Source organism: Pseudomonas cremoricolorata, from assembly GCF_000759535.1.
In the GTDB taxonomy this organism is placed as follows: domain Bacteria; phylum Pseudomonadota; class Gammaproteobacteria; order Pseudomonadales; family Pseudomonadaceae; genus Aquipseudomonas; species Aquipseudomonas cremoricolorata_A.
In genome coordinates this window covers 2299558-2318235 of record NZ_CP009455.1, presented here as the reverse complement: position 1 = coordinate 2318235, position 18678 = coordinate 2299558, and the positions used below count along the sequence as shown (strand labels likewise).

Sequence of the window (18678 nt, the reverse complement as noted above, 5' to 3'; positions counted from 1 at the left end):
CGTTTTGTTTTCCGCAACCTTGAGGCAGATCTTGGCCCATGTCCCGTAAAACCTGGCGCGCTGCGCTCGCTGCCTATGCCAGTCCATCGACATTGGTACTTCTGCTGCTCGGATTCGCCGCCGGCCTGCCTTACATGCTGGTGTTCTCGACCCTCTCGGTGTGGCTGCGCGAAGCGGGCGTGGCCCGTGAAACCATCGGTTATGCCAGCCTGATCGGCCTGGCCTACGCCTTCAAATGGGTGTGGTCGCCACTGCTCGATCAATGGCGGCTGCCGCTGCTTGGCGGCATGGGCCGACGTCGTTCGTGGTTGCTGCTCTCGCAGATCCTGGTGGTGATCGGGTTGATCGGCATGGGCCTGTGCGACCCGCAGAAACACCTGTCGTGGCTGATCGCTCTGGCGGTGCTGGTGGCCTTCGCCTCGGCTACCCAGGACATCGCCGTGGATGCCTACCGCCTGGAAATCGCCGACGATCAGCGTCAGGCCGCCCTGGCCGCCAGCTACATGGCCGGCTACCGGGTCGCGGCGCTGCTGGCCACCGCTGGCGCGCTGTTCTTCGCCGAGTGGTTCGGCTCCACCGGTTTCAGCTATCTGCACAAGGCCTGGACCGGCACCTACGTGCTGTTCGGCCTGATCATGCTGCCGGCCCTGTTCACCACCCTGGTGATGCGTGAGCCCCCCGTGCCGCTGCGCACCCAGCTGTCGGCGGCCCGTTACGGCCTGGGCCATCAGCTGGCCTCGGTGTTCGTGCTGATCATTCTGCTGGTGTCGGTGCCGGCCAGTTTCACCCAGATGTACAACACCGACTGGGCCAGCGTAGTGATCGGCACTGCCTCGCCGCTCGACCTGGTGATGGAAGACCGCGCATTCCTGCGCCTGATGCTCTACGGCCTGCTGACCTGGGCGTGCCTGTCGTCGATGGGCCGGCGGGGCCTGGCGCCGGTGCTCACGCCGGTCAACGACTTCATCCACCGCTACCGCTGGCAGGCGCTGTTGCTGCTGGGGTTGATCGCCACGTACCGGATGTCCGACACGGTCATGGGGGTGATGGCCAACGTCTTCTACATCGACCAGGGCTTCACCAAAGACGAAATCGCCAGCGTCAGCAAGATCTTCGGCTTGATCATGACCCTGGTCGGTGCCGGGGTCGGCGGTCTGCTGATCGTGCGCTTCGGCATCCTGCCGATTCTGTTCATCGGCGGCGCGGCGTCGGCAGCCACCAACCTGCTGTTCGTCATGCTCGCCGACATGGGCCCGAACCTGCAGATGCTGATCGTCACCATTTCCCTGGACAACTTCAGCTCGGGCCTGGCCACCTCGGCCTTCGTCGCGTACCTGTCGAGCTTGACCAACCTCAAGTTCTCGGCCACGCAGTACGCACTGCTGAGCTCGATCATGTTGCTCTTGCCGAGGCTGATGGGCGGCTATTCAGGGGTGATGGTGGAGAAGTTCGGTTACCACAACTTCTTCCTGATTACCGCCCTGCTGGGAGTGCCAACGCTGATCCTGATCGCCTTGCAGTGGCGTCTGGAATCCGGTCCGAACAAGCTCGAGCCGGTCGAGAAGCCCTGAAGCCCGAATCGGACATCAGGGCTTTGGCCTTCAGGGCGTGACCGCTCCCTGCCCCGGGCGACCGCCGATCACCTGCCACAATGGCCACAGTGCCAGCGCTCCGGCGCAACTGGCGGCTACGGCGAAGCTCAGCAAGCTCTCGCCCGCCCCGAGCATTGCCAGCAGCGCGCCGCCGAAGCCGAGCAAGGCAATGGTAATCATGCCCAGCATCGCCGAAACCAACCCCTTGCTCTGCTCGCTGGAATACAGCGTCACGCGGTACAGCACGGCATTTGCGATGCCCAGGCCCAGGGCATACAGCGACATGCCCGCCACCACGCTCGGCACCGCAGGCAGCGCCCAGGTCAGCAACAGCAACAGGCACAAACCGGCCAGATACGGCGCCAGTGCGCCGCGCAGCAGCGTGTTCAGTGGGTACCGGTCGGCAATGTGATTGATGATCAGGTTGCCGGCGATCAAACCGGCGAACACCGGCAACTGCCACAGGGCATAGGCCAGGGTGCTGAGGCCCTCGTCGTGGATCAGCAACACCGGTGACAGGCCGATCCAGCCAATCAGCGGCAAGCCCACCAAGCCCAGCGCCGCGCTGCCAGCGACGAAGCGCCGGTTACGCAGCAGTTGCCCGTAGGCCGCCATCAACGGCAACAGATGAACGGGCGTGAACGGTAGACGCGAGCCATCGCGGCGCTCGACGCCCAGGGTTTCCGGCATCAGTCGGTACAACAGTGCCCAGGTCAGCACCGCGCCGACGGCGAAGGCAACGAACAGCCAGCGCCAGTCGAGCCACTGCAGCATCAAGGTGCCGAGCAACGGCCCAAGCAGCGGCGAGAGCAGCGCGATGTTGGCCAGCAAGGCCATCATGCGCACCGCATCGGCCTCGCTGAAGGCCTCGTTCAGCGCGGGATAGCTGACGGTTACCACGAAGCCAAGGCCAACCCCTTGCAGCAGACGCAGCAGGTTGAACACGCCGATGTCATGCGCCCAGTAGGTGCCCAGGCACGCTGCGGCGAACAGCAGGCAGCCGACCAGCAGCAGAGGGCGTCGACCATAACGGTCGGCCAGCGGGCCGATCAGCCATTGCAACAGCACGCCGCCGAGCAGGTACAGGTTCAGGGCATGGGGAATGTACCCGGGGCTGGCCTTGAGTTCAGTGACCACCGCGGGCATGGCCGGCATCACCGCGTCGCTGGCCAGGTACGTGAGCAGCTCGAACAGCGCCAGGGTAAGGCCGAACGCCAGGGCGCGGGCGGGTGTGATGTACAGCAGTGGTTTCATGGTCGGGCCGACGGCAAGGAAGTCTGGGGCAGCGTGTATGCCACAACGCGCAAGATTTTGCAGTGAGGATGTGTAAATCGAGGGCTGAAAACGACTGTGGGAGCACCAGACGGCGCTCCCACAGCTTGACCCGGGCCAGCGCTTTTTACTGCGCCGCCGGCTCCTGCACCACGCGGATCACCCGCTGCGGGAACGGAATGTCGATGCCTTCGGCGCGCAGGCGGTCACGGGCCTGCTCGTTGAGCATGAACATCAGGCTCCAGTAATCAGGCGTTTTCACCCAAACCCGCAGCGACACGGTGATCGAGCTGTCGCCCAGCTCGGAGACCACTGCAGCGGGCGCCGGATCGGGCAGCACACGCGGGTCTTTGGCCAACTCCAGTAGCACGCCCCGGGCTTTCTGCAGATCTGCGTCGTAATCGACACCCACGTTGAACACCACCTGGCGAGTCGGTTGGCGGTTGTAGTTGGTGATGATGCCGTTGGACAGGCCGCCGTTGGGCACGATGACGGTCTTGTTGTCGCCGGTGCGCAGCACGGTGTGGAAGATCTGAATGCTGTCGACCGTGCCACTGACACCCTGCGCCTCGATCCAGTCGCCGATGCGGAACGGCCGGAACAGCAGAATCAGCACACCGCCGGCGAAGTTGGCCAGGCTGCCTTGCAGCGCCAGGCCGATGGCCAGGCCGGCAGCACCGATGGCGGCGACGAACGAGGTGGTTTCGATGCCGATCATCGAGGCCACGCTGACCATCAGCAGCACTTTGAGGACGATGTTGGCCAGGGTTGCGATGAAGTTCTGCAACGCCAGGTCGGAGTTGCGCAGCCCGACCAGTTTGCCGAGCCGATTGGTGATGCGGTTGACGATCCACCAACCGATGGCGAGGGTCACCACAGCCAGCAGCACCCGGCCGCTGTACTGCATGATCAAGGGAATCCAGGTTTGCGATTGGCGAACCAGCTGATCGACTTCAGCGTTCAAATCCATGTTCATCTCCAGATGCCGAGCGGCATGTACACAGTAAAACCGGCCGTGTTGTCACGACGGCCGCGGATGCGGTGGACATTGCCAGGCCCGTGGAGGTTCCTGACGCCTAGGCTCTGTCTGAAAAGCCCTGATACTTGGTGATCCTGCGTTGAAAGCAGCCTGGATCGCCAGCCCGGTCGGAATGCTCATTTACAATTAGTAAACTCCGCTTCCTCGGCTGCTTTCGCCTTGTCTCCCCGGCGTCTCAGAACTTTTCAGACAGAGCCTGGGGGCTGTTCCCGTTTCAGCGCAAACCGCGTTACCGCGCCAAATCGTGCCAGCCGAGGCGAAGGATGCAGGAAAGGGTCATTCCCTTTTCAAGTCCTTCAACGCTGGATGGCGCGATTTGGCGCGTAACCCGAAGGGCCGTGCCTGTTTTTTCGTATGAAACGTTCGAGTCTTGAACTCAAAAGGGCGAAAGAACAGGCCTCGGCGCGGTTGCGATGAAACGGGAACAGCCCCTAAGGTCAGTCGCGGAAGTTGTTGAACTGCAGCGGCATGTCGAATTCTTCTTTGCGCAGCGCCGCGATGGCGTCCTGCAGGTCGTCACGTTTCTTGCCGGTCACGCGTACCTGCTCGCCCTGGATGGCGGCCTGGACCTTGAGCTTGGCGTCCTTGATGTGGGCGACGATCTTCTTCGCCAGGTCTTTGTCGATGCCCTCGCGGAATACCGCTTCCTGCTTCATTTCCTTGCCCGACGGATAGGCATCCTTCACTTCCAGGCACTTGACGTCGATCTTGCGCTTGACCAGCGCCAGGCGAAGAATCTCGACCATGGCCTCGAGCTGGAACTCGGCCTCGGCGGTGAGCGCGACGGTCTTGTCTTTTTCCTTGAACTCGAAGCTGCCTTTGCCCTTGAGGTCGTAGCGGCGGTCGAGTTCCTTGATGGCGTTGTCGACGGCGTTCTGCACTTCGTGCTTGTCCAGTTCCGATACCACGTCGAACGAAGGCATGGGTTACTCTCCATAAATGCAAAGCGCGCTCCGTGACGCCTGGGCCTGAACGGCGAGGCGATGGAGCGCGGCGGGGTCGATGGGTAAAATGCGGGTCCATTATAACGGGTTGCGAAACACAGATGAGCAGCACCTGGCATATTCTCGGCGCCGGTAGCCTCGGCACGCTGTGGGCCTGCCGCCTGGCACGGGCCGGCAAGGCGGTGCGCCTGATCCTGCGCGACGAGCAGGCACTGGCGAGGTATCAGGCAGCCGGTGGACTGACCCTGGAAGAACACGGCAAGCGCCACCACTACGCCGTACCCGCCGACACCGCGCAAACCGCCGGCCCCGTGCATCGCCTGCTGGTGGCCTGCAAGGCCTACGACGCCGCTCCGGCGGTGGCCGCCCTTGCACCGCGACTGGCGGCCGACGCCGAGCTGCTGCTGTTGCAGAACGGCCTGGGCAGCCAGGATGAAGTCGCCGAGCAGGTGCCCACGGCGCGCTGCATCTTCGTCTCCAGTACCGAGGGCGCGTTCCGCCAGGCGCCGTTCGATGTGCGCTTCGCCGGCCACGGCCACAACTGGCTGGGCGACCCTCGGCATCCCGAACCACCGCCATGGCTCGATGAACTGAGCGATGCCGGTATTCCGGCGCAGTGGAGCGTGGACATCCTCACTCGGCTTTGGCGCAAGCTGGCGCTGAACTGCGCGATCAACCCGCTGACGGTGCTGCACGACTGCGCCAACGGCGGGCTGCTGGCACGCCTCGCTGAGGTCGACGCCCTGTGCAAGGAATTGGCCTTGCTGCTGCAGCGCTGCGGCCAGCCAGCGGCTGCCGACGACCTGGTCGGGGAAGTGCAACGGGTGATTCTCGCCACAGCAGCCAACTACTCGTCGATGTACCAGGATGTACACGCAGCACGGCGCACCGAAGTCCACTACCTGCTGGGCCATGCCTGCCGCGCAGCCACCCGTCATGGGCTGGCGCTGCCAGGCCTTGAACAGTTGCATCAGCGCCTGGTCGATACCTTGCAGGCCCGCGGCCTGCCGAGCGTCTGACGCTATCGAGGAACTCGACAACGGACCCCTTTTGCCCATGAAGCTGCATCAACGCCTGGACAACCTGCCCGTCGGGCAGAAGCTGTTCGCCGCCCTGCTGGTGTTGCTGGTGACCATCCTGGTGGTCGCCAACCTGACCTTCATCAGCGCCGCCTATTGGATCACCCAGGAAAGCATGGCGCCCCAGGCGTTGCAGACCATTGGCCGGCTGGTGGCCAATCCGAGCCTGGCGGCACGCGCCGGCGACTCCGAGCAGAACGCCGAACAGTTGCTCGATGCGCTGGACAGCTACTCTCCGCTGCGCGCTGCGGCGATCTACGGCAGCAACGGACGCATGCTCGCGCAGTTGCAGCACGGCGACGCGCTGACCTTGCCCAGACGTTTTCGCAACATCGACGGCTGGCGCCTGATGGAGTTTCGCAGCACGCAACTGATTACCCTGCCGCGACCCGGCAATCCGCCGGCGCACTTGCTGCTGGTGGCCAGCAGCGAGCTGCCGAGCGCCTTCTACACCGGCACCCTGACCGCCAGTCTGGCTATTCTGGTGTTCAGCATCCTGCTGTGGCTGGTGGTGGCGCGGCAGATCAAGCGGCTCATCACCCAGCCGATCAATCAGCTCGAAGAGCTCAGCCGCCAGGTCACCCGCGAGGAAAGCTATGCCCTGCGCGCGCAGCGCGGCAACGACGATGAAATCGGCAGCCTGGCCAACGCCTTCAACACCATGCTGTCGCGTATCGAGGCCCGCGAGCAGCAGCTCAAGCGTGCCCGCGACGAATTCCAGACCGCCTTTGACCAGGCCCAGGGGCTGGCCGAGGAAACCCGCCACACCAATCGCAAGCTGGAACTGGAAGTGCAGGTGCGCAGCAAGATCGAGAAAAAACTCACCGGTTTCCAGAACTACCTCAACAGCATCATCGATTCGATGCCCTCGGCGTTGATCGCCCTGGACGACGAGCTGTATGTCACCCAGTGGAACCAGGAAGCCACCACCCTCTCTGGCACACCCCTGTTCGAAGCGCTGAATCAGCCGATCTTCGTGGCCTTCGAACCGCTCAAGCCGTTCCTGCCACAACTCAAGGAAAGCGTGGAAAAGCACCGCGTGGCGAAGATCGAGCGGGTGACCTGGCAGCGCGGCGACACCCCGCGTCACTACGCCCTAACCTTCTACCCGCTGACGGGCGGCGGCGGGCGCGGCGTGGTGATTCGAATCGACGACATCACTCAGCGCCTGTCGCTGGAAGAAATGATGGTGCAGTCGGAAAAGATGCTCTCGGTCGGCGGGCTTGCGGCGGGGATGGCCCATGAGATCAACAACCCGCTGGGGGCGATTCTGCACAACGTGCAGAACATTCGCAGGCGGCTTTCAACCGGGTTGCCGCGCAATCAGGAGGCTGCCGAGGCACTGGGCGTCGACCTGGGCAAGGTCAACCACTACCTGGAAGAACGCGAAGTGCCGCAGTTGCTCGACGGTATCCAACAGGCCGGTGGCCGCGCGGCGAAAATCGTCACGCACATGCTCAGTTTCAGTCGCCTGAGTAACCGGCAACTGGTGCCGTGCGACCTTCCAGCACTGATCGACCAGGCCATTGACATCGCCGGCAATGATTTCGACCTGAGCGTGGGCTTCGACTTCAAGGGCCAGGCCATCGTCCGCGAGTTCGACCCGCACCTCGATCTCGTCCCCTGCACCGCCAACGAGCTGGAACAGGTGCTGCTCAACCTGCTGAAGAATGCTGCGCAGTCACTGCACCAGCGGGCGCAGCAGGACAGCCCAGGGCGCATCATCGTGCGCACCCGGCTCAACCCGCCGTGGGCAGAGATCGAAGTGGAAGACAACGGCACCGGCATGCCCGATGAAGTGCGCAAGCGCATCTTCGAGCCGTTCTTCACCACCAAGGAAGTCGGCCAGGGCACCGGGCTGGGCCTGTCCGTGTCGTATTTCATCATCACCAACAACCACAAGGGGCAGATGGAGGTGCACTCCACGCCCGGCCAGGGCACCTGCTTCACCTTGCGCCTGCCCCTGAACCCGACGGCCATGCCGTCTGCCAAGGAGTCGTGAGCATGGGCAATCGCCTGTCGAAAATCTATACGCGCACTGGGGATAGCGGTGAAACCGGGCTTGGCGATGGCCGCCGGGTACCCAAGGATCACCCTCGGGTCGAGGCCATCGGTGAGGTCGACACCCTCAACAGCCAGCTCGGTCTGCTGTTGGCAGGGCTCGCAGAGCAGGGAATCAGCGAGGTCAGCGACGTGCTGAGACCGTGCCAACATCGGCTGTTCGACCTGGGGGGCGAACTGGCGATGCCGACTTATCAGGCGCTCGATGCGCAAGAAGTCGAGCGCCTGGAAGCGGCCATCGACGTCTGGAACGATGAGCTGGGGCCGTTGAAGAACTTCATTTTGCCGAGCGGCTCGTACCTGATCGCCCTGGCCCATGCCTGCCGCAGTCAGGCCCGCACCGCAGAACGCCGCTGCCAGCAGCTCAACGCGCTGGAGCCGTTGAGCGCGGTGAGCCTGGCCTACATCAATCGGCTGTCCGACCTGCTGTTCGTCGCCGCACGCATCATCGGCCGTCGTCAGGGCGTCAGCGAAGTGCTATGGCAGGCTGCCGCGCGACCGTCGGCCTGAACCCCGTTCACTCCAGCACAGGCCACAACGCGCGAATACCCGCCACACCTTGCGCGCCGACCTGCCAGGCGCGAGAGCGATCGTCAGGCCCTACCCCGCCAAGCAGGAACACTGGCAGGTTGAAGCCGGCGATCAACCGCTGCGCCTGTTCCCAGCCCAGCGGTTGGGCATTGGGGTGCGTCTGAGTCGGCTGCACCGGTGAAAGGGTGACGAAATCGACACCCATCTGCTGCGCCAGTGCCAACTCCTCAGCATCGTGGCACGACGCTGCCAGCCAGCGCGACGCAGGGAACGGCCGGCCGTTGGCGGCATACTTGCGCAATTGCGCGGCGGTCAGGTGCCAGCCAGCGGCGGGGAAATCGCCCAGCCATTCCAGCGGCCCCTTGAGCATCAGTTGCGCCTTGCCCGCGCACAGCCCGACCGCATCCACCGCGATATCGCGGTACTTGGGGTCGTACATGTCGGGCGCGCGCAGCTGAATCAGGCCAACGCCATTGGCCACTGCCTGACGAATGCCGCGCAGCAACTGGCCCGGATCGGCGTCGTCGGGGGTGATCAGGTACTGATCCGGCAGGCGCGCAGCGGCGACGATAGCTTGGTTGGCTTCGGGGAACGCATAGTGCGGCAGATCCCGCGGCGCAACCCAGGCCAGCGGCTGCCCCTCAGCCCCGTGGGGCTCGCCGGTGAAGTCACGTACCTCGCGCACTTCCAGCAAGACCTGCTTGTCGGGGTAGTCATGGCTGACGCTGATCAGCGCGCGCGACCGCTGAACCTCGATGCCCAGTTCTTCGCGCAACTCGCGCGCAAGCGCCGCTTCGACGCCCTCACCGGCCTCGACCTTGCCGCCTGGAAACTCCCACAGCCCGCCCTGATGCTGAGTGTCGGCGCGGCGCGCGATGAGGATATGACCATCCGCGCGGCGGATCACCGCGGCGGCGACATGCACCCGGCTCACCAGGTGGTCTCCCTCAGCGCCGCCTGCTGCCAGCGCTGGAAGGCCGGCCAGGCATAAATAGCCTCGACATAGGCCTGTGCGGCAGCTGGCAGCTCGACGCGGTAACTGCGCAGACGGCTGGCGACCGGGGCAAAGAAGGCATCCGCCAGGCTGGGACTGCCGAACAGGAACGGTCCCGGGTCGGGGGCCGCTTCGCGGCATTGCGCCCACAACGCGACGATGCGATCGATGTCGGCCTGCAAGTCTGCCGAGATGGCGTCCAGCGCCTGGTCGCGCCGCAGGTCCATGGGCATCAGGCTACGCAACGTGAAAAAGCCGCTGTGCATCTGCGCACAGGCCGAGCGTGCCAGGGCGCGTGCCGCAGCATCTTGCGGCCATAGCTGAGCATCGGCATGGATTTCGGCCAGGTATTCGGCGATGGCCAGGGAATCGGCGATGGCGCCATGGGCGGTTTTCAGCACCGGCACCAGTCCTGATGGGGAGTGTTCGAGCAAGCGCTGCGCGGTGTCCGGCTGACGCAGTGGGATGAGGGTTTCATCGTAGTCGACGCCAGCCAGCTCCAGCGCCAAGGCGGCACGCAGCGACCAGGACGAGTAGTTCTTGTTGCCGATGATCAGGTGGTAATTCATGGACGCAGCTCCGTGCGGCTGGACAAACAGCGCCCGCCGTGACGCGGACGCCGCGCGAGGGGTCAGGTGCGGTATTCGGCGTTGATCTTGACGTACTCGTGGGACAGGTCAGTGGTCCAGATCGTCTCGCTGCACGGCCCACGGCCCAGTTCGATGCGGATGGTGATTTCTTCCTCGGCCATCACCGCAGCGCCCTGTGCTTCGGTGTAGCTGGCGCTACGACCACCCTTGCTGGCGATGCAGACTTCACCCAAGTAGACGTCGATCAGGCTCACATCCAGCTCCGGGACGCCAGCGCGGCCGACCGCCGCGAGAATGCGCCCCCAGTTGGGATCGGAGGCGAACAGTGCGGTCTTGATCAGCGGCGAATGGGCGACGGCATAGCCGACGTCCAGGCATTCCTGGTGATTGCCACCACCGTTGACCTGCACAGTGACGAATTTGGTGGCGCCTTCACCGTCGCGGACGATGGCCTGGGCGACCTCCATGCACACCTCGAACACGGCCTGCTTGAGCGCCTCGAACAGCTCACCACGGGCTTCGTTGACCTCAGGCACATCGGCCTTGCCGGTAGCGATCAGCATGCAGCAGTCGTTGGTCGAGGTGTCACCGTCGATGGTGATGCGGTTGAACGACTTGTTGGCGCCGTCGAGGATCAGATCCTTGAGCACCGCCGGGGCGACCTTGGCATCGGTGGCGATGTAGCCGAGCATGGTCGCCATGTTCGGACGAATCATTCCGGCGCCTTTGCTGATGCCGGTGACGGTGATGGTCTGGCCGTTGAACTGGAACTGCCGGCTGGCACCTTTGGGCAGGGTGTCGGTGGTCATGATGCCGGTTGCAGCGTCTGCCCAGTTGTCTTCGCTGAGGTCATCGAGGGCCGCCTGCAGCGCGCCTTCGATCTTCTCGACCGGCAATGGCTCACCGATCACACCGGTGGAGAACGGCAGCACCGCACTGGCATCGACGCCGGTCAGTTCAGCCAGCTTGGCGCAGGTGCGCTCGGCCGCAGCCAGGCCTGGAGCGCCAGTACCGGCATTGGCGTTGCCGGTGTTGGTCAGCAGGTAGCGCACCGGGCCTTGCACACGCTGGCGGCAGAGAATCACCGGTGCGGCGCAGAAGGCATTGAGGGTGAACACCCCGGCGACGCTGGAGCCTTCGGCGCAGCGCATCACCACCACATCCTTGCGCCCCGGGCGCTTGATGCCCGCCGAGGCGATACCGAGTTCGAAACCGGGAACCGGGTGCAGGGTAGGCAAAGGACCAAGACCGACAGCCATGTGAGCGCTCCTAAGACAAAACAGTGTGGGGACGGTGCGACCGCGTGCTGCGGTAGCGGGAAAAATGAGCAGGGCCGCTAAGCGGCCCTGAGCGACAACCAACGCCCAGCCCGAAAAAGGCTGGGCGGATGACGGGCCTGGTTACTCGATCTGCCCGTGGCAATGCTTGAACTTCTTGCCCGAACCGCACCAGCACGGCTCGTTGCGCCCCAACTTGAGGTCGTTGCGCACCGGAGCAGCGGCCACTGCGACTTCGCCAGGCTCTTCGCCCTGCTGGGTTTCAGCTTCCAGGCCCGGTGCCGGCGCATGTTCGAATTGCATGCGGCTGGCCAGCTCTTCAGCGTCGCGGCGCAGACGCGCCTCTTCCTCGGCCGGGTCTTCCTGGCGCACCTGGACGTGCGACAGCACACGAATGGCGTCGCGCTTGATCGACTCGAGCAGCTCCTGGAACAGGGTGAACGACTCGCGCTTGTATTCCTGCTTGGGGTTCTTCTGCGCGTAACCGCGCAGGTGAATACCGTGACGCAGGTGATCCATGGTGGAGAGGTGGTCTTTCCACAGGTCGTCGAGCACGCGCAGCAGAATCTGCTTCTCGAAGGTGCGCAGGGCCTCTTCGCCGGCCTGATCTTCCTTCTCGGTGTAGGCCGTAGTGATTTCGCTGAGCAGTTTTTCGCGCAGGGTTTCTTCGTAGAGGTGATCGTCTTCGTCCAGCCACTGCTGAATCGGCAGCTTCATGCCGAAGTCGCTGGCCAGCGCCGCTTCCAGACCGGCCACATCCCACTGTTCAGGCAGCGATTGCGGCGGAATGTGCTGGCTGATGGTGGCATCGAGCACTTCCTGGCGGAAGGCGACGATGGTCTCACCGATGTTCTCGGCGGCCAGCAAGCTGTTGCGCATGTGGTAGATCACCTTGCGCTGCTCGTTGGCCACGTCGTCGTATTCGAGCAATTGCTTACGGATATCGAAGTTGCGCCCTTCGACCTTGCGCTGGGCCTTCTCGATGGCGTTGGTGACCATGCGGTGCTCGATGGCCTCGCCGGACTGCATGCCCAGCGCCTTCATGAAGTTCTTCACCCGGTCGGAGGCGAAGATGCGCATCAGGCTGTCTTCCAGCGACAGGTAGAAGCGGCTCGAACCCGGGTCGCCCTGACGGCCGGAACGGCCGCGCAGCTGGTTGTCGATACGCCGCGATTCGTGGCGCTCGGAGGCGATCACGTGCAGGCCACCGGCTTCGATGACTTGCTGGTGACGCTTCTGCCAGTCGGCCTTGATCTGCGCGATCTGCTCGGCGGATGGGTCTTCAAGGGCAGCGACTTCAGCTTCCCAGTTACCCCCCAGCAGGATGTCGGTACCGCGACCGGCCATGTTGGTGGCGATGGTCAGCGCGCCCGGACGGCCGGCCTGGGCGATGATCTCGGCTTCCTTCTCGTGGTACTTGGCGTTCAGGACCTTGTGCTCGATGCCTTCCTGAGCCAGCAGGCGCGACATGTGCTCGGAGGTCTCGATGGTGGCGGTACCGACCAGCACCGGACGATCCTGGGCCATGCTTTCGCGGATGTCGGCGATGATGGCCTGGTACTTCTCGTCGGAGGTCAGGTACACCAGGTCGTTGAAGTCCTTGCGCGCCAATGGCTTGTTCGGCGGAATCACCATGACGTTGAGCTGGTAGATCTGAGCGAATTCGAACGCTTCGGTGTCGGCGGTGCCGGTCATGCCCGAGAGCTTGTTGTACAGGCGGAAGTAGTTCTGGAAGGTGGTCGAGGCCAGGGTCTGGCTTTCGGCCTGGATATTGAGGTTTTCCTTGGCCTCGATGGCCTGGTGCAGGCCTTCGGACAGGCGGCGGCCCGGCATGGTCCGGCCGGTGTGCTCGTCGATCAGCAGAACCTGACCGTCCTGAACGATGTACTCGACGTTGCGGTGGAACAGCTTGTGCGCACGCAGACCGGCATACACGTGGGTCAACAGGCCCAGGTTATGCGCCGAGTAGAGGCTCTCGCCCTCGGCCAGCAGGCCGGCTTCGGTGAGCATTTCCTCGATAAACTGGTGACCGGCCTCGTTGAGTTCGACCTGACGGGTTTTTTCATCGATGGTGTAGTGGCCCGCCTGGGTGACCTGGCCTTCGACTTCCTCGATGTGCTGGGTCAGGGTCGGGATCAGGCGGTTGATCTCGATGTACAGCTTGGAGCTGTCTTCGGCCTGGCCGGAGATGATCAACGGCGTACGCGCTTCGTCGATGAGGATCGAGTCGACTTCGTCGATGACCGCGAAATTGAGTTCGCGCTGGAATTTCTCTTCCTGGCTGAACGCCATATTGTCGCGCAGGTAGTCGAAACCGAATTCGTTGTTGGTGCCGTAGGTGATGTCTGCGCCGTAGGCGGCGCGCTTGTCTTCCGGCGGCTGGAAGGCGGAAACGATGCCCACCGACAGACCGAGGAACTCGTACAGCGGACGCATCCAGTTGGCGTCGCGGCGAGCGAGGTAGTCGTTCACCGTGACCACGTGCACGCCTTTGCCCGACAGCGCGTTGAGGTATACCGCCAGGGTACCGACCAGGGTCTTGCCCTCACCGGTACGCATTTCCGCGATCATGCCTTCGTGCAAAGTCATGCCGCCAATCAGCTGGACGTCGAAGTGGCGCATGCCCATGACGCGCTTGCCGGCCTCACGGGCGACGGCGAACGCTTCTGGCAACAGTTGATCAAGAGTCTCGCCTTTGGCCAGGCGCTCTTTGAACTCTGCGGTCTTGGCGCGCAGCTGCTCGTCGGAGAGGGCCACCATTTTCTCTTCGAAGGCATTGACGGTGCTGACCGTCTTGAGCATGCGTTTGACCTCACGCTCGTTCTTGCTTCCAAAAAGTTTCTTTAACAAAGGCGCAAACATATAGGCAGGATCTTCCACACGTGGGGATGGAGGGCGGCCCCGTGAGTCGCCCGTGCAGCCAGCAGCGGCTGCATGCGAACGAGCATTCTACCCGGAAACGATGGTGAGGAAAGTGGTGGATGTCCACGATGCTGGCACAGCGCTTTGGCAGGGGCGGTTTGTAACATAAGGTCATTATTTCCAAGTTCAAGGCATGCCAACATGAAAGCGTGCAGCCATGATCTGGATCAGCGAATTCGCCCCTGGCCAAGCCCTTCGGGTAGCCTGTGACGGGCAGCGCGCCAATGGCTCGATGCAGTTCTGCTAGACTGCGCGACTCGCCGTTAGTTGCAGACCCGCCATGGCTTACAAGCCCCCATCCGCCCTGCCCCCCTCTGCCCTGCTGCGCCAGGCGCGGCCGCTGCGCCTGCTGCTCAATCAGGCCGAGCGCATCGCCCATCTGCAGCGCCTGCTGGAAAGTCAGCTGCAACCGGCCGCCCGCGCCCATTGCCATATCGCCTCGTGGCGCGATGGCGTATTGCTGCTGGTGGTCACCGACGGTCACTGGGCCACACGCCTGCGTTACCAGCAAAGACGCCTGCAGCGCCAGTTGCAGGCACTGGAGGCATTCGCCAACCTCAGCCGGATCCTGTTCAAGGTGCAACCACCCATCACCGCGGGCAGATCAGCCGGCCACGCGCCAGCACTGTCGGCCCAGGCCAGCGAAAGCATCCGCGATTCGGCTGAAGGTATCGCCGACCCGAAACTGCGCGCAGCACTGGAACGCCTGGCCGCCCATGGGAAAAGCAAGAACTGACGGTTGCATTGCAAGCCCCAGATGGCCCACCGGCACGCATAAAAAAGGCCACCCGAAGGTGGCCTCAACAACTAGAGAGTGTTCGAAACTACACGGCTGCAACAGGGCGCATGTAGGAGATCGGTGCCGTACTGGCATCTTCGAAAACGACCACTTCCCAAGCATCAGTTTCGGCAATCAGCTTGCGCAGCAGCTGGTTGTTCAGCGAGTGGCCGGACTTGAAGCCCTTGAACTCGCCGATCAGGCTGTTGCCCAGCAGGTAAAGATCGCCAATGGCATCGAGGATCTTGTGCTTGACGAATTCGTCTTCATAACGAAGACCATCTTCGTTGAGCACGCCCTCCTCATCGACCACGATGGCGTTCTCGACGCTACCGCCCAGTGCGAGGTTGTGCTTGCGCAGGTACTCGATGTCGCGCATGAACCCGAAAGTACGGGCGCGGCTGACTTCCTTGACGAACGACGTGCTGGAGAAGTCGACACTGGCGCTTTGGGTACGGTCACGCAGTACCGGGTGATCGAAGTCGATCTCGAAGCTCACCTTGAACCCTTCGAAAGGCAGGAAGGTGGCGCGCTTGTCGCCCTCTACCACGGTTACCTCACGCAGGATACGGATGAACTTCTTGGGTGCGTCCTGTTCTTCCAGGCCGGCGGACTGAATCAGGAATACGAAGGGGCCTGCGCTACCATCCATGATCGGCACTTCCGAGGCGGAGAGCTCGACGTAGGCGTTATCGATGCCCAGGCCCGCCATGGCGGAAAGCAGGTGCTCGACGGTATCGACCTTGATGTCACCGTTGACCAGCGTGGTCGACATGGTGGTCTCGCCAACATTGGCCGCACGTGCAGCGATCTCGACCACAGGATCGAGATCGGCACGACGAAAGACGATACCGGTATCGATGGGCGCCGGCTTGAGGGTCAGGTAGACCTTCTCCCCGGAATGCAGACCGATGCCGGTGGCGCGGATGGTGTTCTTCAGGGTGCGTTGTCTAATCATGGCATTGGCCGCTTCAGCGCTAATTGCGAATTGGTATCAACAAAGGTTGGAAATAATACCAGAGCCGACCTTTGCTGAATACCAATCACCCCTATACCCCTGATAAATTCCATTAATCGGCCTGACGACGCAGGAAGGCCGGGATGTCCAGGTAGTCCAGGTCATCCTGAGGGTTGGCCTTGGCCGCAGCGGCTGCACCGGCGTGGGCCTGGTTGCGCATGACGGTCGGGCGTTCCAGGTCACGGTAGTTGACCGACGGCTGCTCGGCAGGACGGGCTGGCTGGGCAGGGTTCGACGCCTCGAAGGCTGCCTGGGCAGTCTGCAGGGTGTTGTCGATGACCTTGACCGGCTTCTCGATGCGCGCGCCCAGGCCGGTGGCCACGACGGTCACGTGCAGCTCGTCACGCATGTCCGGATCGATCACGGTGCCGACCTTGACCATGGCGTGGTCGGAGGCGAACGCTTCGATGATGCTACCGACATCGGAGTACTCACCCAGCGACAGGTCAGGACCTGCGGTGATGTTCACCAGAATGCCACGCGCGCCTTGCAGGTTGACGTCTTCGAGCAGCGGATTGCGGATCGCCGCCTCGGTGGCTTCGCGGGCGCGGTTCGGGCCGCTGGCGCAGCCGGTACCCATCATCGCCATGCCCATTTCGCCCATCACGGTGCGCACGTCGGCGAAGTCGACGTTGATCATGCCTGGACGCTTGATGATGTCCGAGATACCGCGAACGGCACCGGCCAACACGTCGTCAGCCTTGGCGAAGGCGGACAGCAAGCTGGCGTCCTTGCCGAGGATGGTCAGCAGTTTTTCGTTGGGGATGGTGATCAACGAGTCGACGCTCTCGGCCAGCATGCGGATGCCTTCATCGGCGATCTGCATGCGCTTGCGACCTTCGAACGGGAACGGACGGGTCACCACGGCAACGGTGAGGATGCCCATCTCTTTCGCCACTTCGGCGATGATCGGTGCGGCACCGGTACCGGTACCACCGCCCATGCCGGTAGTGATGAACACCATGTTGGTGCCCTGCAGCACCTCGGCGATGCGCTCACGGTCTTCCAGAGCGGCCTGACGACCGACTTCCGGATTGGCGCCAGCACCCAGGCCCTTGGTGACGCCGGTACCCAGTTGCAGGATGGTGCGCGCACCAATGCTCTTGAGTGCCTGGGCATCGGTGTTGGCGCAGATGAACTCCACACCTTCGATGTTGCTTTTGACCATGTGGTTGACGGCGTTGCCACCGCCGCCACCGACGCCGATCACTTTGATGACCGGGCTTTGCGGGACGTTGTCTACGAGCTCGAACATTTTCCCTCTCCTTACAGTTCTCTAGTTGTTGCGCCTACCACGACTGCTGTGAAACTTAGAAGTTGCCCTGGACCCAGCGCTTGAAGCGTTCGAGCACTGGGGCCTTCGGTTCCTCGCCATAGCTGTTGTTGCTGCTGTTGCCGGACAGAGGCATATCGTCGGTCTGCTTGTGCAGACCGTAGGTGAGCAGCCCCACACCGGTGGAATAGATCGGGTTGCGAACCACGTCGCTCAGGCCCCGAACGCTGTGCGGCACGCCCAGGCGTACCGGCATGTGGAAAATTTCTTCGGCCAGCTCGACCGCACCTTCCATCTTCGCGGTGCCGCCGGTGAGGACGATGCCGGCCGGGATCAGGTCTTCGTAGCCGCTGCGACGCAGCTCGGCCTGGATCAGCGTGAACAGTTCGTCGTAGCGCGGCTCGACCACTTCGGCCAGGGCCTGGCGGGACAGTTCGCGCGGCGGACGATCACCGACGCTTGGCACCTTGATGGTTTCGCCGGCGCTGGCCAGCTTGGCCAGGGCGCAGGCGTAGCGAATCTTGATTTCCTCGGCGTACTGGGTCGGGGTGCGCAGGGCCATGGCAATGTCATTGGTGACCTGGTCACCGGCAATCGGAATCACCGCGGTATGGCGAATGGCGCCCTCGGTGAAGATCGCGATGTCGGTGGTGCCGCCACCGATGTCGACGATGCACACCCCAAGCTCTTTTTCGTCATCGGTCAGCACGGCATAGGCCGAGGCCAGTTGCTCGAGGATGATGTCGTCGATTTCCAGGCCGCAGCGACGCACGCACTTTTCGATGTTCTGCGCCGCGTTCACCGCGCAGGTGACCACGTGGACCTTGGCCTCCAGACGCACGCCCGACATGCCCAGTGGCTCGCGAACGCCCTCCTGGTTGTCGATCACGTAGTCCTGCGGCAGGGTATGCAGCACACGCTGGTCGGCGGGGATGGCCACGGCCTGGGCGGCATCGAGTACGCGCTCGAGGTCGGCGACGCTGACCTCGCGGTCGCGAATGGCAACGATGCCGTGGGAGTTGAGGCTACGAATGTGATTACCGGCCACGCCAACGAACGCCGAGTGGATGCGGCAGCCGGCCATCAGCTGGGCTTCCTCCACGGCACGCTGGATCGACTGCACGGTCGATTCGATGTTGACCACCACGCCCTTCTTCAGGCCGCGGGACGGGTGGGTGCCGATGCCAACGATTTCCAGGGTGCCGTCGGCAGCGACTTCACCCACCAGCGCCACCACCTTGGAGGTGCCGATATCCAGCCCGACGATCATTTTGCCGCTCTGCGCGTTTGCCATGGTCCTGCCTCTCT

The 18678-nt window shown here is 63.3% G+C and carries 15 protein-coding genes; 5 read left to right on the top strand and 10 right to left on the bottom strand.

What is annotated here, in order from left to right; all coding sequences use genetic code 11:
* The first annotated feature begins 38 nt into the window (after positions 1 to 38).
* On the top strand, positions 39 to 1571 hold the full coding sequence (locus LK03_RS10085; RefSeq protein ID WP_038412208.1) for an AmpG family muropeptide MFS transporter: 1533 nt from the start codon (positions 39 to 41) through the stop codon (positions 1569 to 1571).
* Between the two features lie 30 nt (positions 1572 to 1601).
* On the opposite strand, the gene LK03_RS10080 is transcribed toward LK03_RS10085, so the two are convergent.
* From LK03_RS10080 to LK03_RS10070, 3 genes are all read right to left on the bottom strand, one after another.
* Positions 1602 to 2846: an MFS transporter gene (locus tag LK03_RS10080; RefSeq protein WP_038412207.1), complete on the bottom strand. Its 1245-nt coding sequence runs from the start codon at positions 2844 to 2846 to the stop codon at positions 1602 to 1604.
* A gap of 145 nt (positions 2847 to 2991) precedes the next feature.
* Positions 2992 to 3834 (bottom strand): mechanosensitive ion channel family protein, encoded by an 843-nt coding sequence (locus tag LK03_RS10075; RefSeq protein ID WP_038412206.1) that lies wholly within the window; start codon positions 3832 to 3834, stop codon positions 2992 to 2994.
* A 506-nt stretch (positions 3835 to 4340) separates the two neighbouring features.
* Positions 4341 to 4826: a YajQ family cyclic di-GMP-binding protein gene (locus tag LK03_RS10070; RefSeq protein ID WP_038412205.1), complete on the bottom strand. Its 486-nt coding sequence runs from the start codon at positions 4824 to 4826 to the stop codon at positions 4341 to 4343.
* A 122-nt stretch (positions 4827 to 4948) separates the two neighbouring features.
* Between LK03_RS10070 and LK03_RS10065 the strand changes: the two genes are divergently transcribed.
* Genes LK03_RS10065 through LK03_RS10055 form a run of 3 tightly spaced genes read left to right on the top strand, consistent with a single transcriptional unit; the run spans position 4949 to position 8497 of the window.
* A complete protein-coding gene (locus tag LK03_RS10065; RefSeq protein ID WP_038412204.1) occupies positions 4949 to 5866 on the top strand; it encodes a putative 2-dehydropantoate 2-reductase in 918 nt (305 codons plus the stop codon).
* A gap of 37 nt (positions 5867 to 5903) precedes the next feature.
* Positions 5904 to 7928, top strand: a complete 2025-nt coding sequence (locus tag LK03_RS10060) for a sensor histidine kinase (protein WP_038412203.1) — start codon at positions 5904 to 5906, stop codon at positions 7926 to 7928.
* A 2-nt stretch (positions 7929 to 7930) separates the two neighbouring features.
* The gene (locus LK03_RS10055) at positions 7931 to 8497 is read left to right on the top strand and encodes a cob(I)yrinic acid a,c-diamide adenosyltransferase (protein WP_038412202.1); all 567 of its coding nucleotides are present in this window, start codon (positions 7931 to 7933) and stop codon (positions 8495 to 8497) included.
* 7 nt (positions 8498 to 8504) lie between these two features.
* On the opposite strand, the gene LK03_RS10050 is transcribed toward LK03_RS10055, so the two are convergent.
* From LK03_RS10050 to secA, 4 genes are all read right to left on the bottom strand, one after another.
* Positions 8505 to 9452, bottom strand: coding sequence for a Nudix family hydrolase (locus LK03_RS10050; RefSeq protein WP_038412200.1), 948 nt, complete (start codon positions 9450 to 9452; stop codon positions 8505 to 8507).
* A complete protein-coding gene (locus tag LK03_RS10045; protein WP_038412199.1) occupies positions 9449 to 10081 on the bottom strand; it encodes a glutathione S-transferase family protein in 633 nt (210 codons plus the stop codon). The genes LK03_RS10050 and LK03_RS10045 overlap by 4 nt, the downstream gene beginning before the upstream one ends.
* 62 nt (positions 10082 to 10143) lie before the next feature.
* Positions 10144 to 11361 (bottom strand): bifunctional glutamate N-acetyltransferase/amino-acid acetyltransferase ArgJ, encoded by a 1218-nt coding sequence (gene argJ, locus LK03_RS10040; RefSeq protein WP_038412198.1) that lies wholly within the window; start codon positions 11359 to 11361, stop codon positions 10144 to 10146.
* Between the two features lie 141 nt (positions 11362 to 11502).
* Positions 11503 to 14241: a preprotein translocase subunit SecA gene (gene secA, locus LK03_RS10035; protein ID WP_038412197.1), complete on the bottom strand. Its 2739-nt coding sequence runs from the start codon at positions 14239 to 14241 to the stop codon at positions 11503 to 11505.
* 340 nt (positions 14242 to 14581) lie between these two features.
* On the opposite strand from secA, the gene LK03_RS10030 reads away from it, so the two are divergent.
* Positions 14582 to 15037, top strand: coding sequence for a DciA family protein (locus LK03_RS10030; RefSeq protein ID WP_038412196.1), 456 nt, complete (start codon positions 14582 to 14584; stop codon positions 15035 to 15037).
* 88 nt (positions 15038 to 15125) lie between these two features.
* On the opposite strand, the gene lpxC is transcribed toward LK03_RS10030, so the two are convergent.
* From lpxC to ftsA, 3 genes are all read right to left on the bottom strand, one after another.
* Positions 15126 to 16037, bottom strand: coding sequence for a UDP-3-O-acyl-N-acetylglucosamine deacetylase (gene lpxC / locus LK03_RS10025; RefSeq protein ID WP_038412195.1), 912 nt, complete (start codon positions 16035 to 16037; stop codon positions 15126 to 15128).
* Positions 16038 to 16149: 112 nt separating this feature from the next.
* A complete protein-coding gene (ftsZ, locus tag LK03_RS10020; RefSeq protein ID WP_028696624.1) occupies positions 16150 to 17352 on the bottom strand; it encodes a cell division protein FtsZ in 1203 nt (400 codons plus the stop codon).
* A gap of 55 nt (positions 17353 to 17407) precedes the next feature.
* Positions 17408 to 18664, bottom strand: a complete 1257-nt coding sequence (gene ftsA, locus LK03_RS10015; protein ID WP_028696623.1) for a cell division protein FtsA — start codon at positions 18662 to 18664, stop codon at positions 17408 to 17410.
* Positions 18665 to 18678: the final 14 nt, after the last annotated feature.